Source organism: Cupriavidus necator N-1 (assembly GCF_000219215.1).
GTDB classification, from domain to species: domain Bacteria; phylum Pseudomonadota; class Gammaproteobacteria; order Burkholderiales; family Burkholderiaceae; genus Cupriavidus; species Cupriavidus necator.
In genome coordinates this window covers 40,511-62,578 of record NC_015726.1, presented here as the reverse complement: position 1 = coordinate 62,578, position 22,068 = coordinate 40,511, and the positions used below count along the sequence as shown (strand labels likewise).

Here is a 22,068-nt window from a genome sequence, read left to right as displayed (position 1 = left end):
GGGGAAGACATGGGCAGGCACGAGACCGCAGCGGTGTGCGGTGAAAGCAACGTCAAATGCAGGGAATATCGGCCAGGAACCGCGTGAGAGGGGCGTGACGCCATCGCGGAGGCCTAATTCAGCGAACGCATAATTATATGCGGCCAGCAAATATCGCGCTTGCGACGCAAGGCGACTGAAACATCACTTTAGCGACACGATCAGGGCACCACAGTCGATGCAAGATCACATCACCGCTATCGAAGGTAAGATTTCGTCATGACCGAGACCCCACGACAAGCAACAGGTCAGGCCCCCGATGCGGCCGGGCCCGAACTGGGCCAGTGGCACCCCGTGCTGGCGATCGAACAGGCTCGCGGTGACGGCCCCTTCCCAGCCCGGCTCTTTGGCCGCGCGCTGGTGCTGTGGCGCAACGCCGACGGCTGGCACGCCTGGGACGACCGCTGCCCGCACCGCGGCGCGGCTTTCACGCTGGGCGCCGTGCGCGACGGCCTGCTGCATTGCGGCTATCACGGCTGGCGCTTTGCATCCGGCGGGCGCTGCACGCGCTATCCCGCCCACCCGGAACTGGTGCCCGCCCCGCGCGCCTGCGCCACCACGCACGCGGTGCGCGAGGGCTACGGGCTGTTATGGGTGCGTCTTGGCGGCGACGGCACCGAGGCCGTGCCCGAACTGCCGCCCTTCCCCGAGTACGACGACGCCGAATGCCGCCACGTGGTCTGCGGCCCCTACGACGTTGCCACCTCGGCACCACGGCTGGTGGAGAACTTCCTCGACATGGCGCACTTCGGCTATGTCCACGACGGCTACCTGGGCGACCCGGCGCACACCGAAGTGCCGCCCTATGAAGTGGAAGCCATCGGCGATGCGCGCAAGCCCGACGCGCTGCGCACCATCGGCTGCCGCGCCTGGCAGCCGCGCGCGCACGCCAGCGCCGCCGGCGGAGCCATGGTCGAGTATGAATACCGCGTGGTCGCGCCCTATGCCGCGATCCTGACCAAGGTGCCCGACCTTGGCGACAACCATCGCGGCGCCATCGCGCTGTTTATCGGCCCGCGGGACGAGGAATCGAGCCGCGTGTGGTTCGTGATGTCACTGGTGACGGAGGATGACGACGCCAGCCTGCGCGAATTCCAGGACACCATCTTCCTGCAGGACAAGCAGATCGTGGAATCGCAGCAGCCGCGCCGCCTGCCGTTGCGCACCGGCGTCGAGGTGCCGCAGCCGGCGGACAAGCTGGCAGGTGCGTACCGGCGCTACCTGGCGGCGCACGGGGTGAAGTTCGGCACGCTGGGCTAGTGGACGGGGCGGGCGCATCCCGTGCGACCTGGCCCCCGAACACGACAGGCCTAACGCCCGCCGCCAGTGATGTAATGCTCCAGCTGCTCGATGATGAACTGCTGCTCGGAGATGATGTCCTTCACCAGGTCGCCGATCGACAGCATGCCGATCAGCTCCTCGCCCTCCATCACCGGCAGGTGGCGCAGCCGGTGCCGGGTCATCAATGCCATGCATTCGTCGGTGGTCTGGCTGGCGCCGACGTAGATCACCGCGTTGGTCATGATGTCGCGCACCAGCGTCTCGCGCGAGGTGCGCTGCATCAGGATCACCTTGCGCGCGTAGTCGCGCTCGCTCACGATCCCCTGGATCGCGCCATGCTCGATCACCAGCAGCGCGCCGATGCCTTTCTCCGCCATCAGCTGCAGCGCGGCATAGACGGTCGCCGTGGGCGGGACGCTGTAAATGGCCTGACTCGGCTTGGACTCCAGAACCTGGCGTGCGGTTTTCATCACCAACTCCTTTTCCGTCGACAATGCAATGCGGCTGGCGGTGCCTGCTTAGGTGCCAATGCAATCAGAGTAGCAAAGTAACGCCCGCCGTTACAGGGTGACTTACGCGAATCTTTGTAAGCAAGGTTGTGACGCCCGCATGGCAGCCGCGGGCTCAGGGTTGCGCATCGGTCGCTTTTTCGTCCAGTGCCGCCAGGCACAGCGCCTGCATTTCGGCCACCCATTGCGCCGGCTGCAGCGCCGCGCCCTGCAGCAGCAGCCGATAGCGGCGCGCCCCCCAGACCGCCAGCACCAGTGCCTGCACCTTCGCGGCATCCGGGGCCGTAGGCAAGTCGGGACAAGCGCACAGCGCCCGGCGCCAGGCCTCGCAGAACTCTTCGAACACGCGCCGGTGGTGCTTGGGCTCGGCGATGCGCGGCTCCAGGCCGATGATATCGGCATCGAAGACGATGCCCGTGGCCTCGTCGTCCGCACCGCAGGCGATGGCCACCAGCCGCCGCACGCGCGTGCGCCAGTCGGCATTCTTCCGCTGCGTGACCTCGGTGTCGATGCGCGCCAGCATGGTCTCGACCATGTGGCGCACATAGCCCGACGCCAGCGCTTCCTTGCTGGGAAAGTACTCATACAGCGCGCCGACCGAGAACCCGGCCTCAAGCGCCACCGCGCGCGTGGTCACGCCGTCCCAGCCATCGCGGCGCCAGATCCGAACAAAGGCGTCGTAGATGGCGTTGACGGTGAAGTGCGCGCGCTGCTGCGAAGGGCGCTTGAGCGGCTTGCTGCGCGGCGTGGCGGGCCGTTTCAGGTCGCCGGCGGCGGGCGCTTCGTTTCCGAACCCAGCGGCGTTGGCGCGGCGATAGATTCTTGGCATCGGCCTCACGGAAGTCATGGCGAACATTGCACGCCGGACGGACGGGCCGCGAACCAGGAGAAGACATGGCAGCAACTGAACCGACCCTTGCCATCACGCGGCTGTTCAGCCGCAAGGATGCCCTAAACGAAAGCCGGCTGGAAGCCGCGCAAGAACCCGCCAGCGCCGCGCCCGGCGAAGTGCTGCTGCGCCTGGACCGCTTTGCCCTGACCACCAACAACATCACCTACGCCGCCTTCGGCGAAGCCATGCAGTACTGGGATTTCTTTCCCACCGGCCAGCCACAGTGGGGCCATATGCCGGTGTGGGGCTTTGCCGATGTGGTGGCGTCCGGCGTTGACGGCATCGCGGCCGGCGAGCGCTTCTACGGTTATTTCCCCATCGCCAGCCATATCCGCATGCAACCCGAGCGCGTGACCGCACGCGGCTTCTACGATGCCGCCGAGCACCGCGCAAAGCTGACCTCGGCCTACAACCAGTACACCCGCGTGCAGAACGACGCCGCTTATGCGCCGGAACTGGAGCACTACCAGATGCTGTACCGGCCGCTGTTCATCACTTCGTTCATGCTGGCCGACTTCCTGCAGGACAATCATTTCTTCGGTGCGCAACGGCTGGTGGTGTCGAGCGCGTCGAGCAAGACCGCGTACGGCACCGCCTTCTGCCTGCGCGACTTCGACGGCATCACGCTGACCGGGCTGACCTCCGCCCGCAACCGCGCCTTTGTCGAAGATCTGGGCTGCTACGACAGCACCGTCACCTATGACGAACTGGCATCGGTGCCGGTGGACGAGCCCACGCTCTATGTCGACTTCTCCGGCGATGAATCGCTGCGCGCGCGCGTGCATGCGCATTTCGGTGACAGCCTGGTGTACGACTGCTTTGCGGGCTCGGCGCAGAACACCGGCTTCCTGCGCGACCTGCACCTGCCCGGGCCCAGGCCCGAGTTCTATTTCGCGCCGGTGCAGATCCGCAAGCGCAATGCCGATTGGGGACCGCAGGAAGTTAACCGGCGCTTTAACGCGGCACAGCGCCGCTTTATCGACCAGGCGCGCGATCCGGCCAATCGCTGGCTGGCGCTGGTGGAGGAACGGGGGTTCGAAGCCGCGCAGGCACGGATCGCGCGGCTGGCGGCGGGGAGCGGGGCGCCGCAGGAGGGGTATGTGGTGGTCGTGGGGTAAAAGCAGAACGGGCCCCGCATGGGGCCCGTCTTTCACTCCGTCAGCATCCGCACCTTCACCTTCTTGCCCTTGACCTTGCCGGCATTGAGCCGCTTCACCGCCTCGCGCCCGATGCTGCGCTCCACCGCGATATAGGTCGACATCTCCAGCACATTGATCTTGCCGATCTGCTCCTTGGTGAAGCCGGCATCGCCGGTCAGCGCGCCCAGGATATCGCCGGGGCGGATCTTCTCCTTGCGGCCGCCCAGCATCTGCAAGGTCACCATCGGCGGCAGCAGGCGTTCGTTGCTGGCGGGCCTCAGGTCGGCCAGCGGGTGCCATTCGAATTCGCCGCCGTGGTGCTGCTCCAGGTTGCCCACGCGGCCCATCTCGTCCATGCTGACCAGGCTGAAGGCCCAGCCTTCCTGGTCGGCGCGGCCAGTGCGGCCGATGCGGTGCACGTGGACTTCAGGATCGGGCGTGATCTCGACATTGATCACCGCCTCGAGCTGCGCGATATCCAGCCCGCGCGCGGCCACGTCGGTGGCCACCAGCACCGAGCAGCTGCGGTTGGCAAACTGCACCAGCACCTGGTCGCGCTCGCGCTGCTCCAGCTCGCCGTGCAGCGCCAGCGCCTGGTAGCCCTGCGCGCGCAGCAGTTCCACCAGCTCGCGGCAGCGCGCCTTGGTATTGCAGAACGCCAGCGTGCTGACCGGCCGGAAGTGGTCCAGCAGGCGCCCCACTGCGTTCAGGCGCTCGCCTTCCTCGACTTCATAGAAGCGCTGGCGGATGGTGCTGTTGTCATGCGTAGCCTCCAGCTTGACCGACTGCGGGTTGCGCAGGAAGCGGTGGCTGAGCTTGTCGATGCCGGGCGGATACGTGGCAGAGAACAGCAGCGTCTGTCGGTCCTTCGGGCAACGGCTGGCCACATAGGCGATGTCGTCGAAGAAGCCCATGTCGAGCATGCGGTCGGCCTCGTCCAGCACCAGCGTGTTGATGCCGGACAGGTCCAGGCTGCCGCGGTCGATGTGATCCAGGATGCGTCCGGGCGTGCCCACCACGATATGTGCGCCATGAATCAGGCTGTCGACCTGCGGCCGCATCGGCGAGCCGCCGCACAGCGTCAGCACCTTGATGTTCTCTTCGGCGCGCGCCAGGCGGCGGATTTCCTGCGTGACCTGGTCGGCCAGTTCGCGCGTGGGGCAAAGCACCATCGCCTGCACGTCGAAGCGGCGCGGATCGAGCCGGTGCAGCAGCGCCAGCCCGAAGGCGGCGGTCTTGCCGCTGCCGGTCTTCGCCTGCGCCACCAGGTCCTGGCCCGCCAATGTGATTGGCAGGCTGGCCGCCTGGATCGGCGTCATTTCGTCATAGCCAAGCTGCGCCAGCGTGGCGAGCATGGTGGGCGACAGCGGCAGGGTGGAAAAAGCGGTGCCGGCTTGCGGCTGGGCGGGGGTCGAGTTCATGCGCGATTATAGCGATCCAGGGATGTCGATCCGTCAGTCATCGGCCGGCGGCGTCCAGTCCAGCCGCTCCAGCAGCGCCTGCGCCGCGGCCGGTGCGCGTTCCTTGGCGCCGTTGATAAAGAAGACGAAGACTTCGCGCTTGCGCGCGGCGGGCTTGCGGTCTTCCACCGTCGGCAGGTCGGCTGGCTGGTGGCCCTGCGCCCACGTGCACACCCGTTCGGCCCACGCATCCAGGTCCCTGGGCGCGTAGCCGGCCTTCAGCTTCTCGCTGCTGGCCATCAGCCGAGCATAGACAAAGTCTGCAGTGAGATCCGCCATCGACGGAAACTTGGGCGAATCGGTAAAGACCGTGGCGGCCTTGTATTTGCGCGCGAGCTTGAGGTAGTCCGGCGCCTGGAAGCTGTCGTGCCGCACCTCCAGCACGTGGCGCAGCTTCACGCCTTCCACCGAGTCCGGCAGCAGCTGCAGGAAGGCCTCGAAGTCTTCCGCATCGAACTGCTTGGTCGGCGCGAACTGCCACACCACCGGACCCAGCTTGCGGCCAAGCTCGGCAATGCCGCTGTCGATAAAGCGTTCGATCGATTCACCGGACTCGGCCAGCACGCGCCGGTTGGTGGCAAACCGCGAGGCCTTCACCGCGAACACGAAATCATCCGGCGTCTCGTCGCGCCATTTGGCGAACGAGGTGCGCTTCTGCGTGCCGTGGTAGGTGCTGTTGATTTCAATCGCGCTGAGGTGGCGGCTGGCATAGGCCAGCTCACGTGCCTGTGCCAAGCCGGCGGGATAGAAGTTGTCACGCCACGGGGCGAAATTCCAGCCACCGATGCCAACCCGCACCGGCTCGGCGGACGTGGCGGCCTTGCGTGACCTGGCCCTGGATGTGGCCTCAGACGTTGCTGCAGGCTTGGATGCGGCCTTCGCCGCGGTGCGTGCTGCCATGGCGCGATCTCCCGAAACGCGAGACTGGCAGTCTAGCGGGAAACTGCGCCAGACGGTGGCGGCGCAACCGGGCCCCTGGCCAACAAAAAAAGCCGGAAGAGGGCCAGGCCCTCTTCCGGCTTCGTTCCCGGTCCCCCGGAATCAGAACGAGAAATTCACCACGGCGTCGGCGACGTTCACGTCCGTCGGCTTGGTCTGCACCGTACCCGTGGCGCTGGTGGCCTGCACGCTGTACTTGCCCGCGGCGGCGCCGTCCGCCTGCAGCGGAATCGGCAGCGCGGCCTGGTAGGTGCCGATCACCGGCGCGGCCACCGGCAGTGCCGGTTCGGTTGCAAACATGCTGTAGGCGCCGGTATCGCTGGCGGCAGCCGTCGCCGCAATCTCGAAATTGCCGCCACTGACCAGTTGCAGCGCGCGCAGGGTCGCTTCCGCCGAAGCCGGCGTGACCGTACCCGAAGCCCGGCGATAGGTCGACGCCGGCAGCGACATCGGCGCCGCCGCGGTCGAGATCGCCGTGGGCGTGCCCACCACCACCGGCACGCCGCGCACAATGCCCGCCGCCTTGCCATTGGCAGAACCCGGCACCACCACCACGTCAACCGGGCCGGCCGTGCTGCTCTGCTCGATCGGCGACAGCTTGAAGTTGCCGTTGGCGTCCGCCACCGTCGCCTTCACCACCACGCCGTTGCGCTCGGCATACACGCGCGCACCCGGTGCCCCGCTGACCACGCCGTTCACTTCACCGCTGACGATCGTCGGGATCGCCGTCACCACCGGCTTCAGGCCAAAGGTGCCATTGCCGCGCGTGACCACCGACTTGCACGCGTCAAAGTCCAGCACCAGGTCGGTCAGCGTACCCTTTGCCACGGTGAACGGCCGGTTGATCTTGATGCCCGACTGCACCGCGCTGGGCGTGTCCAGCGCCTGCTCAGTGCCGCCGACGGGCACCACCGAGTTGGCCAGCGCACCGGCGCCGCCGCCACGGTTGGCATCGAGCACCAGGCGCACCTGCTGGTAGTTGCCGGCAGGCAGCGCGGTCTGGCCCAGTACCGTCAGCACGCCGTTGGTCAGCGACAGCAGGTCGATCTTGCGCGCGGGCACGACGTCGATATCGACCCAGCCCCCGGCGCTCGCCTCGGCGCTGGCGCTGCTGTGCACGCGCACCTTGTTGACGGTCACGAAGACATTGTTGAAGCCACAGGCCGGCGCATCGGTCATCGAGACCTTGAGGGTGCCCTGCCCGCCACCATCATCGCCGCCACCACCACCACCGCCGCAGGCGGCCAGCGCCAGGGCACCGCTCAGGGCAAGCACGCGCAGCGGCGCGGAAGTCAACGAAAGGACTGACACAGTAGGCTCTCCGTTTGGTTTATTTGTGAGTTGATCGGAGGATATGTTGCTAATCGCATAACGGCTGTAAGTCTTTGTAATACGTTGTGAAAAAGTCGTTAGCTTGTCTGCATGACAGATCAGCAAGGCTTGATGACAGATGTATTCTCGCCGGAGCCACTGTCGGATGCGCTGCGGCAAGCGTTCTGCTGCGGCTGCCATCACGCTCATGAGCGCCCGCATCGGCAATCACCGCTGCGTTGCAACGCCGCTTGTATTGCAACGCATCGGATGAGGCGTCTGATCACGCCGAAACCCACTCCTGCGTGCATTCACGTTACGAATTTCAGATCCACCAGTGCGCATTCCCGAGCCGCCCGAGGGCACTATCGCGCACCAATTGGCGCGTTGTGTCGTCAACCTGATCACATTCGACCGGCTTTCGCCTGCCTGCCTCAAGTCGGGCGCACCCGCTCCGTATACGGATCTCCCCTGATGTTCACTACCATCCGTGCGCGGATCGTGGCCCTGTGCGTGGCCATCACCGTCAGCCAGTCTGCCAGCTCGAAGTGCGCGCCCTGGCCCAGCGCAGCGCCCAGGCCGCCACGGAGATCAAGACCCTGATCGAATCCACCGTGGGCAGTGTCAGCTCCGGCTCCGGCCAGGTCCGCCGCGCCGGCGACACCATGAGCGAGATCGTCAGCAACGTCTCCAGGGTGACCGGCATTATTTCCGAGATCACTCACGCAGCGATGGAACAGACCCGCGGTATTCAAGAGGTGAATATGGCGGTGAGCCAGCTGGACCAGATGGTGCAGCAGAATGCGGCGCTGGTTGAGCAATCCACAGCTGCGGCGGCGGCGCTGCAGACGCAGGCCGGGAGCCTGGCGGGGGCGGTGGGGCAGTTCAGGTTGGGGTGAGACTGGCTCCATCCTAGCTAATCTCCGCAAATCCTGCGGAGAATGGCCCCGCCAGACTCCGCAGAGCCCAAGAAAGGGGCCATTCGAAACGCTTACGTCAGTCCGTTGGAAGCCCGTGGGCATGCTTCCTCCCACCAATCGCCCCCGACGCCGCCGCCCGCAGGATCCGCTGGAACGTCGGGCACTCCATATGGCTTGGCGCCGGGCAAACCGACGCATGCCGCAGTCCGTCGCGCATCGCAGTCAGCTTGCGGATGGTCCGGTCCAGCTCATCCGCCTTGGCCGCCAGCACCTGCCGGTCGATTTTCGGCTGGCCCTGTGGCGAGAACATCTGCGCGATGTCATCCAGCGAGAAACCGGCGGCACGCCCCAGTGCGATCAGCGCCAGCCGCTCCAGCACGCCGGCATCGAAAACGCGACGCATGCCGCGCCGGCCGATGGAGGCGATCAGCCCCTTTTCCTCGTAGTACCGCAGCGTCGAGGCCGGCACGCCTGCCTGCCGGGCCACTTCCGCAATATCCAGGCTTGTCACCGCTTGACCTTAAGTCGACTTGAACTGGCACAGTGTAGTTTCCATGCCAGGACGGCGTGCAAGGGGATATGACCATGGGTGAGCAACAACAGACCAGCAGCAACGGCGGCGACCAGCCCGCACTGTGGAACGGCCCGTCCGGCCATGCCTGGGTCGCGGAGCAGGCGGTGCTCGACGACATGTTCCGGCCGCTGGAAGGCCTGCTTGTCGATGCGGTCGGCAAGACCTCGGCGCAGCATGTGCTCGATGTCGGCTGCGGCACCGGCAGCACTACGATCGCGCTGGCGCGTAAGCTCGGCACACAGGGCAGGTGCACCGGCATCGATATTTCCGAGCCGATGCTCGCCGCTGCACGGGCACGCGCGCAGCACGACGGCTCGACCGCCAGCTTCATTCGCGCCGACGCGCAGGACTACGCCTTCGCGCCAGCAAGCTTCGACAGCATCGTGTCGCGCCTGGGCGTGATGTTCTTCAGTGATCCGGTGCGGGCCTTTGCCAACCTGCGCCAGGCCGCAACACCGGATGCCACGCTCCATTGCATCGCCTGGCGCAGCGCCGCAGAGAATCCGTTCATGACCACCGCCGAGCGCGCGGCCGCGCCGTTGCTGTCCAACCTGCCGCCGCGGCAGCCGGGTGCGCCGGGACAGTTCGCCTTCGGCGACCGCCAGCGCGTGCAGGCCATCCTGGAAGAGGGCGGCTGGACCGGGATCGATGTCCAGCCGGTCGACCTCGCCTGCACGCTGCCGGAGCCTGCGCTGGTGGACTACCTGTCCCGCCTGGGTCCCGTCGGCCTGGCCCTGCGCGAGGCTGATGCAAGCACACGCGCCAGCGTCATCGAAACCGTTCGTGCGGCATTCGAGACTTACGTTCATGGCGCAACCGTGCGCTACACCGCTGCTTGCTGGATGATCACCGCCAGGGCTTCGGCTTCATCACAGAGGGCCGGGGAGACTGCCCATGCCTGATACAGCGATGGCGCTCCTGTTCAATGCAATCGTGATCGGCACCGGTGCAACGCTGGTGATGGACGCCTGGGTCATCCTGCGCAAGCGGCTGCTGGGCGTTCCTGCGCTGGACTATGGACTGGTAGGCCGCTGGCTCGCGTGGCTGCCGCGAGGACGCCTTTGCCACCATCCCATCGCGGCATCGCCACCGGTGCACCGCGAGCGCGGCATCGGCTGGATCGCGCATTACCTGACCGGCATCGTGTTCGCGGCCATCCTGCTGGGGCTATGGGGACTCGACTGGGCGCGTCATCCGACGCTGGCACCCGCGTTGATCGTCGGCATCGGCAGTGTGGCGGCACCGTTCCTGCTGATGCAGCCGGCAATGGGTGCCGGCATCGCCGCGAGCCGCACGCCACGGCCAAATGTGGCACGGGCGCACAGCCTGGTGACGCATGCGGTGTTCGGGCTGGGGCTCTATGCGGCGGGTTGGGTTGTGAGCCTGGTCGCGACCTGACAAACGGGTACAGCGGCAGGCTGCCGTTGTCAGATCCAAGGTACGGGAGGAATCTCCGCAGCTTTCCAGCTTTGTGGCCTCGGCCACGCATCCGAGACCGCGCCCAAAGTTCGCTGCGTAGTTCTGTGGGATATCGAACTGTAGATTGCTAGCGCCGTACCAGAATAGAAGTCCATCGGCGCCCGCTTCAGCGCCGGACGATCCCCACCATCACGGGGTGACAGGATGACAAGGCTTTCGGGCCGTCTGGCCGCGTGCATCGCGTTCGGTCTTCTGCTGGCTGCCAGTGCGCAGGCTTCGGATATTGCCTGCAAGACCACGCTGCGTCCTTCCCGCTGCAACGATCCGCTCGCCGCCGGCACGTCCTGCCTGCAGTCAGTGCCGCACGCCGCCGACCTGATCTGCGATCACGCGATGCTTCAGCGCGAGCACGAGCGCATCCATGCGGACCAGCAGCGCCTGCTACGCGCCGGCGCGATCCATGGAAGGGACATCGCCGCCTGGCGGGAGCGCCGGGACGCCTGCACGTCGGTGACATGCCTGGACAGGGTCTTTGCCAGCTGGCGCCGGCACCCAGGCAAGAAGCCACCCCCGCAGGCTGCCGCGCCGCAACCAACGCCGCCGGCGGCGCGGGCGCGGGAGGTGTCGAGGAACAAGCAAGCTGCAGTCACGGTCGATGCCTCGCGGCCAGCGGTCGCGCCACCTCAAGCGACTCAATCAGCGGCGGAGCAGCTTCCAGCTCCGCCATCGGCAGAGCCGTTAGCCGAACCGGGGATTCAAGCGCCCCCTGTATTGATCCAGAGAGCCTCCGGCCCGACGCCCCAGCAGGCGTCCATCCGTCCGACGCTGGCGCCGCAACCACGCGGCTGGACATCGCTGGGCACGCTGGCGTGGCTGGGCATGTGCAGCGCGGGCGTCGCCTGCTGGTCCCGGCGTACGCGCGGCGAGTGGCTGCCGGGGGTCACCCGCCTGCGCGAGCGGACACGGGATGCGCCGCCCATCGTGCTTGTGGTGAGCGGACTGCTCGCTTTGAACGGAGTGCTGCTGTTGTGCGTCCTGGCGGGGAGCCGGCCATTGTCGTGAGCTCACACCATCGCCGGGCGCCTCATTCCGGCAGCGGGTACTTCCTGGCGTTCATCTCCATCTTGGCGCGGATCGCCGCGTCTAGGTCCACGCCCAGTGCCGTCACCAGTTGCGCCAGGTAGATGGTGATATCGGCAAGTTCCTGCTCCACATGGTCGCGCTCGTCAGTGGACATGATGGCGCGCGATTCCGCGTCGGTCTGCCACTGGAAGATCTCGACCAGCTCGGACACCTCCACGCTCAGCGCCATCGCGAGGTTCTTGGGGCTGTGGTACTTGCCCCAGTTGCGGGCCTTGCCGAAGTCTTGGGCGGCTTGCTGGAGGTTCTTGATGTCGATCAGGGGCATGGTGTTGTGACGAAAGCGGTTCACTGCGCCCCGGCATACGCCGGCGCAAAACGCAGATTTAATCACGACCCGGCCGCCCTCGACACCCGGGCCGCCTGAGGCTTACCCTTCGCTTGTGCATCCACCGTCTCAACGGAGGTTCCCCATGCGCCCGACTCCCGGCATGGCGATTGCCACGCTCGCCGGCACGCTCGCCTACCTGGCCATCGCCATCGCAGGTTGGGGCGGCATCGCCCCCTTTTTCGCGCACCCGGCGCGCGTGGCCCTGACCCTGGTCCTGTTCGCCCTGTCCGTCGCTGCACTCTTCTCCGGCGGCAACATCAGCAGCGGCATGCGCGAGGACCGCGGCAACCGCTGGGTGTTGGCAGTCTTTGGCGTGCTCGGGCTGCTGGCGGCGTACCTGCCGCCCTTTACCGACCGCATCGGCTTCTGGACGCTCGATGGCGACACCATGCGCTGGATCGGCGTGGCGCTGTTTGCCGGCGGCGGCGTGCTGCGGCTGTGGCCGGTGTTTGTGCTGGGGCGGCGCTTCAGCGGGCTGGTGGCAATCCAGCCGGGTCATACGCTGGTGACCACCGGGATCTATAGCGTGATCCGGCATCCGAGCTACCTCGGCTTCCTGGTCAGTTCGCTGGGATGGGTACTGGCGTTCCGCTCCGGCGTGGGCGTGTTGCTCACGCTGCTGATGGTGCCAGTGCTGCTGGCGCGCATCCGGGCGGAAGAAGCGCTGCTGCGCGACCAGTTTGGCGACGAGTACGCGTCGTACTGCGACCGGACCTGGCGGATGCTGCCAGGCATCTACTGATCGCGGCGCAGCGGCGCCCCACGCACTTGGCCGATCAAATTGCCAGTCATCAAGGGTTATCCCTAGTCCTTCATTCCCATTTTCCGGGACTCTAGGTTTTGATTTCTGGGAATCAGGTCCTATTCTTGGGCCCTATGTTGAATGCCGTCGACAACCCCACCGCCGTGAAGCCCGCGACACCCACGCCTGCCAAACCCGGCCAGCCCGCGGGCGGTGCCGATCGCGTGCTGTTCGTGCTGGCGGCGCTGGCGCAGCACGGCGCGCCAATCACGGTGCGCGAGCTGGTTGCCAAGACCAGCCTGCCCAAGAGCACGCTCTACCGGCAGCTGATGATGCTCAAGCGCTGGGGCTTTGTGCTGGAGTCCGACGGCGAATACGCGCCGGGCCCGATCAGCCTGCAACTGGCGCTTGGCTTTGACATGGCCTCGCACCTGGCGCGCGAAGCCTTGCCCGACATGCAGCTGCTGGCGCAGCAGTCCGATGAAAGCGTAGGCCTGGTCGTCGCCGTCAAGGATCACGCGGTGTGCCTGGAGATGGTGGAGAGCCGCCAGTCGCTGCGCTGCTCATTCGAGAAAGGCCGCGGCGTGCCGCTGCGCGCCGGTGCGTCGGCCAAGTCGCTGCTTGCATTCATGCGCGATGAAGCGCGCGAGCGCCTGGTCCGGGCCCAGTGCGAGCCAGGCGAAGCCGAACGGCTGCTGGCCGAGCTGACCGCCATTCGCGAGACCGGCTACGCCGTCAGTGAGGGCGAGGTGGATCCGGGCGTGTGGGGCGTGAGCGCGCCGCTCTTCTCGCGGCGCAGCAAGGCCGATGCGCTGGGCTCCATCACGCTGATGGTGCCGGCCACGCGGCGGCAAGGGCGCGAGACCGCGCTGATCGACATGACCGTGGCAGCGGCGATGCGGATTTCCGCCCGGCTGCAGTCTTACTGAATACCAAGCAAATCGTTACCGCCGCCGTCGGCACACCCATGCGACGGCAGATCCCTCGTTCCCGAGAATAGGAGACTTCCATGAACCTTCGTCGCAAATGCCTGATGGCCGGCCTGGCAACCCTGACCGCCCTGACCCTCGGCACCGCCGCGCACGCGCAGGACAATGCCGTGCTGCGCGTGGCCACCGACGCCACCTTCCCGCCGATGGAATTTATCGAGAACGGCAAGCGCACCGGCTTTGACGTGGAGCTGGTGGAGGCCATGGCCAAGACAATGGGCAAGCGGGTCGAATGGACCGACATCGACTTCAAGGGCCTGATCCCGGGGCTGGTCTCGCGCCGCTTCGACATGGCAGTGTCCGGCATCTACATCACCCCCGAGCGCAGCAAGGTGGTGGACTTCACCGAGCCGTACTACACCGGCGGCCTGGTAGCGCTGGTCAAGAGCGGCAACACCACCGTCCACGCCCCGGCCGACCTGAACGGCAAGAAGGTCAGCGTGCAGGTGGGCACCAAGTCGGTTAGCTTCCTGCGTGACACGTACCCGCAAGTGCAGCGTGTGGAAGTCGAGAAGAACCAGGAAATGTTCAACCTGGTCGAGATCGGCCGTGCCGATGCCGCCGTGACCGGCAAGCCGGCCGCGATGCAATACGTCAAGACGCGCGGCGGCCTGCGCATGGTGGAGCAGCCGCTGACCACCGAGGAATACGGCATGGCCGTGCGCAAGGACACGCCCGAGCTGACCCGTGCCCTCAATGCCGCACTCGCCAAGGTGAAGGCCGATGGCACCTATGCCAAGCTGACCCAGAAATGGTTCGGCACGGCCGCCAAGTAAGCCGCGCGGATCATCATCATGGAATTGGATTTTTCTCCTGTCTTTGCCGGCTGGCATGACATCCTCCACGGCGCCGTCATCACCGTGGAGGTGACGGCCTGCGCGCTGGTGCTGGGCTGCGTCATGGGCCTCTTGGTCGGCATCGGCCGGCTGGACCCGAATCGCCGCGTCATCTACAGCATCTGCACGGCCTACGTGACCTTCATCCGCGGCACGCCGCTGCTGGTGCAGCTGTTCCTGCTGTTCTTCGGGCTGCCGCAGTTCAACATCCTGCTGCCCGCCTTTGTGTGCGGCGTGATCGGGCTGGGCATCTATTCCGGCGCGTATGTGTCGGAGATCGTGCGCGGCGCCATCCAGTCCGTGGACAAGGGCCAGATGGAAGCCGCCCGCTCGATCGGCATGTCTTCCGGCCAGGCCATGCGCGCGGTGATCCTGCCGCAGGCCATCGTGCGGATGATTCCGCCGCTGGGCAACGAGTTCATCGCCCTCATCAAGAACTCGGCACTGGTGTCGCTGCTGACCATTGCCGACCTGATGCACGAGGGCCAGAAGATCATCAGCGTGTCGTACCGGTCGCTGGAAGTCTATCTGGCGATCGCGCTGGTTTATCTGATCCTGACGAGCGCGGCTGGGCTGATCCTGCGGCGCGCCGAACAACGGCTGCGCATGGGAGGCATGGTGCAATGAGCGATTCCGCAATCATCCGGATCCGGAACCTGGGCAAATCGTTCGGCGGCCATACCGTCTTGCGCGGCATCGACTTCGATGTGGAGCCGTCGCAGGTCGTGGTTGTGATCGGCCCCAGCGGCTCGGGCAAGAGCACCTTCCTGCGCTGCTGCAACGGCCTGGAACAACCCGAGGCCGGCACCATCGACATCGTCGGCAAGCGCCTGGTGACCGACGGCCAGCTGATCGGCGAGCACGAGCTGAACCAGCTGCGCACCGAAGTGGGCATGGTGTTCCAGTCGTTCAACCTGTTCCCGCACCTGTCGGTGCTGCACAACGTCACGGTCGGTCCCCGCATGCTGCGCGGCGCCTCGCGCGAGGAAGCCGAGCGCAAGGCGATGGGCCTGCTTGAGAAAGTCGGCCTTGCGCACAAGGCCCACGCCATGCCCGCCAGCCTGTCCGGCGGCCAGAAGCAGCGCGTGGCCATTGCCCGTGCGCTGGCCATGGAGCCGCGCGTGATGCTGTTCGACGAGCCGACCTCCGCGCTCGACCCCGAGCTGGTGGGCGAAGTGCTGCAGGTGATGAAGGTGCTGGCCGCCGAAGGCATGACCATGGTCGTGGTCACCCATGAAATGGGCTTCGCCCGCGAAGTGGCCGATGTGGTCGTCGTCATGGATGGTGGCGGCATCATCGAGGCCGGGCCGCCGTCGGTCATCTTCTCGGCGCCGACGCAGGAACGCACGCGCGGCTTCCTGCAGGCCGTGCTGACGCGGGCGTGACGATGGCTGGGACCCAGAACCTCTGGCAGGGCCGTGTCGACGACGGTGAGCGTGGCGACACCACGCGCCTGTTCCGCATCGTGCAAACGCTGGAAACAGCAGACGTAACGCGTCTCGGCGGCGCCACGGTGTTGCTCGGCTTCCGTTGCGACGCCGGCGTGCTGCGCAACCAGGGCCGCCCTGGTGCCGCGCACGGCCCCGACGCCATCCGCCAGGCGCTGGCCAACGTGCCGGCGCACGGGCTGCCCGCGCTGTACGACGCCGGCAATGTCAGCTGTGACGACGGCGACCTGGAATCGGCCCAGCTGGCGCTGGCGGGCACCGTGCGCGACGTGCTGGCGCGCGGCGGGCTGCCGCTGGTGCTGGGCGGCGGCCATGAAGTGGCCTGGGGCACGTGGCAAGGCCTGCGCGCGCACCTCGATGTGCAGGACGATGGCGGACGCGTGCTCATCATCAATATCGACGCCCACTTCGACCTGCGCACCAGCCGGCCCGCCAGCTCCGGCACGCCGTTCGACCAGATCGCCAACGCCTGCGCCGAGCGCGGGCAGCCGTTCGACTATGTCTGCCTGGGCGTCAGCCGCCTCAGCAACACGCCGGCGCTCTTCGGCCGCGCCGATGCGCTGGGTGTCTGCTACGTGGAAGACGTGGACATGCAGGAGCGCCACCTGGCATCGCGCCTCGCGGAACTGGCGGCGCGCATCGATGCCACGGACCACGTGTACCTGACCATCGACCTCGACGCGCTACCCGCGGCCGTGATGCCGGGCGTGTCGGCACCCGCCGCCTATGGCGTGCCGTTGCCGGTTGTGGAGGAAGTGGCCATGCTTGCCCGCCGCAGCGGCAAGCTGCGCGTGGCCGACCTGGCCGAGTACAACCCGCAGTACGACCGCGACCACCAGGGCGCGCGCGTGGCTGCGCGGTTGGCCTGGCGCCTGCTCGGCTGACCAGCAGGTCACGTCCCCCCGGCTCCGCAGTTGGCAACCGCGGCGCCCGGCGATAGTATTGCCTTCGCTAGATTGAGCGATTCTGATCAGAATTGATAAAGCGATGCGAGGGCAGTCCTGCGCTGGCGCGGCCGCCTTGCCGCGCCCCGGGCCGCCCGTCGCCGCTTACGGGCGGAAGGGTCTGCGTGATCGAACAAATCGTCATCGTCGGCCTTGGCTGCATCGGCCAGGCCGTGCTGCCACTGCTCGAACGAACCTGGCCGCGGCCCGCGATTGCCGTGGTCGACCGGATGCTGGACGGCGGCCGCTGGAAACTGGCCGCCAGGCACAAGCTGGATGCCATCGAGTCCACCATCACGGTCGACAAGACGCCCGGATTTATGCAACAACGCCCCCTTTAGCCTACAGACGGATATCAACGGAAGTTGGCGTGGCGAACAGCTTGGGTTCCTTGCCGAGCGGAAACCCGATCACGTACAGGACGTTAGCTGGCATTGGCCTGTCCGGGTCCGAGCTTCCCTTCAGCAGCACTTGGCGCTCGGCATAGCAGAGCGAAACGCCAAGCGTCTTGAGCACATCGATGTTGGCTTGCATCGTGTCAGCCGCCTCGCGCTTCTCTGCTTCGGTATAGGCGTCCAGGGCATCGCGGTAGTTGCGGAAATATTCCATCAGTGCGGCGAAGCGTTTGTCCGCTTCGCCGCCCATCTCGAAGGCCAGCTCCGACATGTCCATCGTGCTGGTCTGCGCCAGCTCGGCCAACTGCTTACCCGTGGTCAGCGGAATCGCCGCGAAGGTGACGTGCTCGAGGTCGAACTGTTCCTGCGCAGCCTTGAGTTCGTCTTCCGGTGGAATCGCGAATGGCTTGTTGAGCGCGTCGATGTCCAGGAAATCGAACGCGCTGGCCAGCGCCCGGCAGGTGTCGGCATCGGCCGGCCAGCCTTGTTCGACGCGCTGAACGGTTCGCACGTTGAGCCCGGCGATCACGGCCAACTGCTCTTGAGTCCATTGCCGGGCGTCGCGGAACACCTTGATGCAGACAGCCAGCTCGGCGGGAGTCAGCAGGCGTACTGGTGGCGTGTTTTCCGTCGTATTCATTTCGTTGCTCCTTCGTTATCGACTGACGTGGCCAGCCGTGCTGGCCACGCCATTGCGCATGGCATGGCCGCGCCTGGCGAGGGGCCAGAACGCAAGCAAGGATCCGACAGCGGCCAGCACTGCCACATAGTGGGCCGGCGCCATGGTGTCGTGCTGCAGCCACAGCGTGAGAATCATCGGCGTGAGGCCGCCAAAAACTGCGTAAGACATGTTGTAGGCAAACGAGAGACCGGTGAACCGCACTGGTGCCGGAAAGGCGCGCACGCCGGCAATCGGCACGGTGGCGATGGTGCCGACGAACAGACCCAGCAGTCCGTAGTGCCAGAACAGCGTGCCAGGCGTGCCGGGCAGGCTGCCGTAGAAGAGGTAGGCGGTCATGAGAAGTCCGCCCCAGCCGATCAGCATGACGGCACGGGTGCCGATGCGGTCGCATGCCCAGCCGACAATCACGCAGCCGATGGTCAGCGTGAGGGTGGCGAACGCATTGGTCTCGAGCGCGAGCGCAGCGGGTATGTGGTGGATCTTCTGCAGGTAGGCTGGCGTGTAAAGCACCACCACGACGATGGAGGTCGAAAGTACCCAGGTCAGCAGTGCGACGAACAGACTGGCCGAGCGGTGCTCGCGCAGCACGGTGCGGATCGGCAGTTCGCGCGCCAGATTGCTGCGGTCAGCCAGCTCGCGGAACACGGGGGTCTCGTGCAGAAACCGGCGCAGGTACACCGACACCAGTCCGAACACGCCGCCCAGGAGGAAGGGAATGCGCCAGGCGAAATCACTCACCTGTTCAGGCGTGTAGTGTCGATTGATGGCGACCGCAACGAGCGAACCCAGCAGGATGCCGCCCGTGATGCCCGAGGTCAGCGTCCCGATGCCGAGACCGTAGTGCCGGCTCGGCACGTGTTCGCCGACAAACACCCAGGCACCGGGCATCTCGCCCCCAATGGCCGCGCCCTGCAGCACGCGCATCGCCAGCAGCAACAGTGGCGCCGCGACGCCGATGCTGGCGTAGGTGGGCAACAGGCCGATCATCAGCGTGGGCGCTGCCATCAGCAAGATCGAAAGCGTGAACATGCGCTTGCGGCCAAGCCGGTCACCAAAGTGGGCGATCACGATGCCGCCCAGCGGGCGTGCCAGATAGCCGGCGGCGAAAATGCCGAACGCCTGCAGTTGTCGCAGCCAATCAGGCATGTTGGGCGGGAAGAATAGCGCGCCCAGCACCGTGACGAAGAAGACGTAGATGACGAAGTCATAGAATTCGAGCGTGCCGCCGAGGGCGGCAAGACCCAAGGTCTTGTAGTCGCGAGCAGCCAGCGTGCGCGCCGGTGCGGGTAAGACGCCGCCCGGTACGCTCAGGGGATTCACATGGGGTTCCTGTTGTGGATTCATGTTCAGGTCTCTTTGCATAGTGGTATGTACACCGTCGGTCAGAGCCCGGCTTCGTGTGGGTCTGGCGGGCCCGCCACAATGGGCGATCCGGTTCGCTCAGCGGTCCGCTCAGTCGACTTTCGAGCCATTGACCCACGCCAGACTTGTGTACTCACGTAACCACCGCGTCGACCGAACGTACCTGTTCACAGATCATCCATCGCCAGTGCTTGCCCGTCTGCGCTTCGGTTACGCGAATTTAGCCAGGCACCAGCCAGCACGCCGGCAAGCAGCGTCGCTGTCGCGAGAATTTCCATGCGATGGGCGGGATGCCAGACCATCGCCGCGAGGACACCGAGAATCACCACGATGACCGACCACGTCAACCACGGGTAGCCCCACATACGCAGCGGCAGCTCTGCCGCGCGTCGTTCCAGTACTGCGCGCATGCGCAGCTGCGATACCGCTATCACGAGGTAGACCAGAAGCGCCACGGCGCCAGAGGTAGCCAGCAGGAAGGCGAAGACACGTTCTGGCATAAGGTAGTTCGCCAGCACGCACACGAAAGCGAATGCGGTGGACACCAGTACCGCGGCGCGCGGTGTGCCACACGCGGCAGTCCGGCTTAGGCCGCTCGGGGCATCGCCCCGCGTCGACAGCGAGAACAGCATGCGCGAGGCGGTGTAGAGCGCCGAGTTCAGGCAGCTCATTACCGCTGTCAGAACGATGACGTCGACGATCGCCTTGGCGTGCGGCACGCCGAGGATCTCCAGCGCGCGCTGGTACGCCCCATGGGTGACGAGCAGCGGGTCATTCCACGGCACCAGTGCAACAACAATGAAGATCGAGCCCAGGTAGAACAGCGAAATGCGCCACACCACCGAGCGCGTCGCGCGCACGATTTGCCGGGCCGGGTGTTCCGCTTCGGCCGCCGCAATGGTGACGATCTCCGCCCCCATGAATGCGAACATCGTTGTCAGGACGACAGCGATGACAGCATGTGCGTCATTCGGCATGAACCCGCCATAGTCAACCAGCCGCGCCACGCCCGATACCTGAGCCCCCGGAAGCAAACCCAGCACCGCCAGACCGCCAACGGCAATGAACGCCACGATGGCGACCACCTTGATGAGCGCGAACCAGAATTCGAACTCACCATAGTTCCTGACCGAGAACAGATTGGTGCCGGTCAGCGCGAGCGTGATCGCCAGCGCAAACGTCCACTGGGGTACGGCGGGCAACCAGGCGCTCAGAATGGCCGCCGCCGCAGTCGCTTCAATCGGGATCACGAGGACCCAGAACCACCAGTACAGCCAGCCAATCGTGAAACCGGCCCAATGTCCGATGGCGCCGTCCGCGTAGGTCGAAAACGATCCGGTATCCGGCTGTGCCACAGCCATCTCGCCCAGCATGCGCATGACCAGCACCACCAGCAGCCCAGACATGGCATAGGCCAGCAGCGCGGCCGGGCCGGCCTCGGCGATAGCTCGCCCGGAGCCTACAAACAGTCCGGCGCCGATGACGCCTGCAATCGAAACCATCGTGACGTGACGCGCCTTGAGTCCATGGCTCAGCCCTTTCCCTGACGGGTTCATGTCTCTCTCCTAGGTGAAGCGCGACCTATATGAGCCGCTACGCTGGTGCTCCTATGACATGGAAATTGACCGCCGCTCGCGTTCCAGCAAGCCGCGGTCGTCTGACCCCAAATGCGGCATGCCGCATCGCATTGACGCGAACAACGGGGTTCTGCAGATTGCCCACTCGATCAATCGACGATCGAGCCACTGGACTGTGCCAGCCGGGCGTACTCGCCTAACGACCGCGTTGGCCGGAAGTACCGGTCACGAAGAATCGGCCTCTTGAGCGGCCCAACGATGGATGCCAGGTCGGACAGCTTCACATGGCCCAGTTCGGGCATGCCGATACCCACGTCGCACAGACCGTAGGCGGTGTCACCATCGGCCGGGTCGAGCGCGGCCAGTAGCCAGGTCGCATGCGCATCGGGGGTAAACAGCCGCACCACGGGCAGTGGATCCCTGGCCTTTCCGGTTGCATATGCGTGGCCGTTTGCGAGCAGCTGCTCGCGTTGTTCGGCGGTGATGAGAGGTTGGATCATCGTCGTTGCCTCCTGGAAGGTTCACTTCACGGCGAAGCGAGCGGATACAGGGCGCACGCTCCGGGCCGCCGTCGCGCAACAACAAGCGGCGTGCGCCAGAGTTGAGCACGTCTCCGCTTGCCCATGGCTTCCCTGGTTTTGCCTAAGATACGCAAAAAACACACTTTGCGTTTGCCTACAATGGCAACGTTACCACAAACCAAACTCAAAGTGTGTGGTACTGAATGCCCGGGTCGGAAAAACTTCCGCCATGGGGAACCAAACGCAAAAGTGTGGGGCGCAGATGCTATTTGCCGCCAATATGCGGCGCATCCGCAAAGACAAAGGTTTTACGCAAGAGAAGGTTGCGGAAGCGGCCGACCTTCACGTCAACTACATCAGCTCGGTGGAGCGCGGCGAACGCAACATCTCGATCTGCAATATCGAGAAGATTGCTGTGGCGTTGGGCGTGGCCATGACCGCCCTCGTCGATGAAGCCGGGCCCTCGAAGGGCTACCAAAGCTCCTGAATCGTGCAGGCATTCGGCTATTTGTGTCGGAAGACGATAAGTCCGCTGCGGGCGATTGGGACAGTCCGTGAATCGACCTACAGGCCCGGGTTCAGCGTCTTTACCTGCCCTGCACATAAAAACTGACAGGC

The 22,068-nt window shown here is 65.8% G+C and carries 24 protein-coding genes and 1 pseudogene; 14 read left to right on the top strand and 11 right to left on the bottom strand.

Going from position 1 to position 22,068, the window contains the following annotated elements; all coding sequences use genetic code 11:
• Nucleotides 1-258 precede the first annotated feature (258 nt).
• Nucleotides 259-1,299, top strand: a complete 1,041-nt coding sequence (locus CNE_RS00295; RefSeq protein ID WP_013955158.1) for an aromatic ring-hydroxylating oxygenase subunit alpha — start codon at nt 259-261, stop codon at nt 1,297-1,299.
• A 50-nt stretch (nt 1,300-1,349) separates the two neighbouring features.
• Here the strand turns inward: CNE_RS00295 and CNE_RS00290 are convergent, their stop codons facing one another.
• Both CNE_RS00290 and CNE_RS00285 read right to left on the bottom strand, forming a co-directional pair.
• Nucleotides 1,350-1,790 (bottom strand): CBS domain-containing protein, encoded by a 441-nt coding sequence (locus CNE_RS00290; protein WP_013955157.1) that lies wholly within the window; start codon nt 1,788-1,790, stop codon nt 1,350-1,352.
• A gap of 154 nt (nt 1,791-1,944) precedes the next feature.
• Nucleotides 1,945-2,658 (bottom strand): TetR/AcrR family transcriptional regulator, encoded by a 714-nt coding sequence (locus tag CNE_RS00285; RefSeq protein ID WP_013955156.1) that lies wholly within the window; start codon nt 2,656-2,658, stop codon nt 1,945-1,947.
• Nucleotides 2,659-2,723: 65 nt separating this feature from the next.
• On the opposite strand from CNE_RS00285, the gene CNE_RS00280 reads away from it, so the two are divergent.
• Nucleotides 2,724-3,839 carry a DUF2855 family protein gene (locus tag CNE_RS00280; protein ID WP_013955155.1) on the top strand — a complete coding sequence of 372 codons (1,116 nt, stop codon included), beginning with the start codon at nt 2,724-2,726 and terminating at the stop codon, nt 3,837-3,839.
• A gap of 32 nt (nt 3,840-3,871) precedes the next feature.
• Here the strand turns inward: CNE_RS00280 and dbpA are convergent, their stop codons facing one another.
• From dbpA to CNE_RS00265, 3 genes are all read right to left on the bottom strand, one after another.
• Complete coding sequence (dbpA, locus tag CNE_RS00275; protein ID WP_013955154.1) at nt 3,872-5,281, bottom strand: ATP-dependent RNA helicase DbpA; 1,410 nt, start codon at nt 5,279-5,281, stop codon at nt 3,872-3,874.
• Nucleotides 5,282-5,314: 33 nt separating this feature from the next.
• Nucleotides 5,315-6,220 carry a DUF72 domain-containing protein gene (locus CNE_RS00270; protein WP_013955153.1) on the bottom strand — a complete coding sequence of 302 codons (906 nt, stop codon included), beginning with the start codon at nt 6,218-6,220 and terminating at the stop codon, nt 5,315-5,317.
• A gap of 141 nt (nt 6,221-6,361) precedes the next feature.
• Nucleotides 6,362-7,570 carry a DUF4382 domain-containing protein gene (locus CNE_RS00265; RefSeq protein WP_013955152.1) on the bottom strand — a complete coding sequence of 403 codons (1,209 nt, stop codon included), beginning with the start codon at nt 7,568-7,570 and terminating at the stop codon, nt 6,362-6,364.
• Nucleotides 7,571-8,115: 545 nt separating this feature from the next.
• Here CNE_RS00265 and CNE_RS00260 point away from each other — a divergent pair.
• A pseudogene (locus CNE_RS00260) lies at nt 8,116-8,469 on the top strand (methyl-accepting chemotaxis protein); the annotation flags it as partial.
• Between the two features lie 97 nt (nt 8,470-8,566).
• Here the strand turns inward: CNE_RS00260 and CNE_RS00255 are convergent.
• Complete coding sequence (locus CNE_RS00255) at nt 8,567-9,001, bottom strand: helix-turn-helix domain-containing protein (RefSeq protein ID WP_013955150.1); 435 nt, start codon at nt 8,999-9,001, stop codon at nt 8,567-8,569.
• A 74-nt stretch (nt 9,002-9,075) separates the two neighbouring features.
• Here CNE_RS00255 and CNE_RS00250 point away from each other — a divergent pair, with 74 nt between their 5' ends.
• From CNE_RS00250 to CNE_RS00240, 3 genes are all read left to right on the top strand, one after another.
• Nucleotides 9,076-9,966: a class I SAM-dependent methyltransferase gene (locus tag CNE_RS00250; RefSeq protein WP_013955149.1), complete on the top strand. Its 891-nt coding sequence runs from the start codon at nt 9,076-9,078 to the stop codon at nt 9,964-9,966.
• Complete coding sequence (locus CNE_RS00245) at nt 9,959-10,462, top strand: DUF2938 domain-containing protein (protein WP_013955148.1); 504 nt, start codon at nt 9,959-9,961, stop codon at nt 10,460-10,462. The genes CNE_RS00250 and CNE_RS00245 overlap by 8 nt, the downstream gene beginning before the upstream one ends.
• Nucleotides 10,463-10,687: 225 nt before the next feature.
• Entirely contained in the window at nt 10,688-11,545 is an 858-nt protein-coding gene (locus tag CNE_RS00240) for a hypothetical protein (RefSeq protein WP_013955147.1), read from the top strand.
• Nucleotides 11,546-11,567: 22 nt separating this feature from the next.
• Here CNE_RS00240 and CNE_RS00235 read toward each other — a convergent pair whose 3' ends face one another.
• The gene (locus CNE_RS00235) at nt 11,568-11,891 is read right to left on the bottom strand and encodes a nucleotide pyrophosphohydrolase (RefSeq protein ID WP_013955146.1); all 324 of its coding nucleotides are present in this window, start codon (nt 11,889-11,891) and stop codon (nt 11,568-11,570) included.
• A 145-nt stretch (nt 11,892-12,036) separates the two neighbouring features.
• Here CNE_RS00235 and CNE_RS00230 point away from each other — a divergent pair, with 145 nt between their 5' ends.
• From CNE_RS00230 to CNE_RS00200, 7 genes are all read left to right on the top strand, one after another.
• Nucleotides 12,037-12,696: a methyltransferase family protein gene (locus CNE_RS00230; RefSeq protein WP_013955145.1), complete on the top strand. Its 660-nt coding sequence runs from the start codon at nt 12,037-12,039 to the stop codon at nt 12,694-12,696.
• A gap of 134 nt (nt 12,697-12,830) precedes the next feature.
• Nucleotides 12,831-13,625: an IclR family transcriptional regulator gene (locus CNE_RS00225; RefSeq protein WP_013955144.1), complete on the top strand. Its 795-nt coding sequence runs from the start codon at nt 12,831-12,833 to the stop codon at nt 13,623-13,625.
• 80 nt (nt 13,626-13,705) lie between these two features.
• Complete coding sequence (locus CNE_RS00220; RefSeq protein ID WP_013955143.1) at nt 13,706-14,461, top strand: glutamine ABC transporter substrate-binding protein; 756 nt, start codon at nt 13,706-13,708, stop codon at nt 14,459-14,461.
• Nucleotides 14,462-14,479: 18 nt separating this feature from the next.
• The gene (locus CNE_RS00215; RefSeq protein WP_013955142.1) at nt 14,480-15,148 is read left to right on the top strand and encodes an amino acid ABC transporter permease; all 669 of its coding nucleotides are present in this window, start codon (nt 14,480-14,482) and stop codon (nt 15,146-15,148) included.
• A complete protein-coding gene (locus CNE_RS00210; protein ID WP_013955141.1) occupies nt 15,145-15,906 on the top strand; it encodes an amino acid ABC transporter ATP-binding protein in 762 nt (253 codons plus the stop codon). Before CNE_RS00215 ends, CNE_RS00210 begins: the two co-directional genes overlap by 4 nt.
• Before the next feature lie 2 nt (nt 15,907-15,908).
• Nucleotides 15,909-16,853, top strand: a complete 945-nt coding sequence (hutG, locus tag CNE_RS00205; RefSeq protein WP_013955140.1) for a formimidoylglutamase — start codon at nt 15,909-15,911, stop codon at nt 16,851-16,853.
• Between the two features lie 185 nt (nt 16,854-17,038).
• A complete protein-coding gene (locus tag CNE_RS00200; protein WP_013955139.1) occupies nt 17,039-17,254 on the top strand; it encodes a saccharopine dehydrogenase NADP-binding domain-containing protein in 216 nt (71 codons plus the stop codon).
• Nucleotide 17,255: 1 nt separating this feature from the next.
• On the opposite strand, the gene CNE_RS00195 is transcribed toward CNE_RS00200, so the two are convergent.
• From CNE_RS00195 to CNE_RS00180, 4 genes are all read right to left on the bottom strand, one after another.
• On the bottom strand, nt 17,256-17,948 hold the full coding sequence (locus CNE_RS00195) for a helix-turn-helix domain-containing protein (protein WP_013955138.1): 693 nt from the start codon (nt 17,946-17,948) through the stop codon (nt 17,256-17,258).
• Nucleotides 17,949-17,963: 15 nt separating this feature from the next.
• Nucleotides 17,964-19,334 (bottom strand): MFS transporter, encoded by a 1,371-nt coding sequence (locus tag CNE_RS00190; RefSeq protein WP_049800536.1) that lies wholly within the window; start codon nt 19,332-19,334, stop codon nt 17,964-17,966.
• A 185-nt stretch (nt 19,335-19,519) separates the two neighbouring features.
• The gene (gene gabP, locus CNE_RS00185) at nt 19,520-20,908 is read right to left on the bottom strand and encodes a GABA permease (RefSeq protein ID WP_013955136.1); all 1,389 of its coding nucleotides are present in this window, start codon (nt 20,906-20,908) and stop codon (nt 19,520-19,522) included.
• A gap of 170 nt (nt 20,909-21,078) precedes the next feature.
• The gene (locus tag CNE_RS00180; RefSeq protein ID WP_013955135.1) at nt 21,079-21,429 is read right to left on the bottom strand and encodes a DUF2958 domain-containing protein; all 351 of its coding nucleotides are present in this window, start codon (nt 21,427-21,429) and stop codon (nt 21,079-21,081) included.
• A gap of 283 nt (nt 21,430-21,712) precedes the next feature.
• On the opposite strand from CNE_RS00180, the gene CNE_RS00175 reads away from it, so the two are divergent.
• Complete coding sequence (locus CNE_RS00175; RefSeq protein WP_013955134.1) at nt 21,713-21,937, top strand: helix-turn-helix domain-containing protein; 225 nt, start codon at nt 21,713-21,715, stop codon at nt 21,935-21,937.
• Nucleotides 21,938-22,068: the final 131 nt, after the last annotated feature.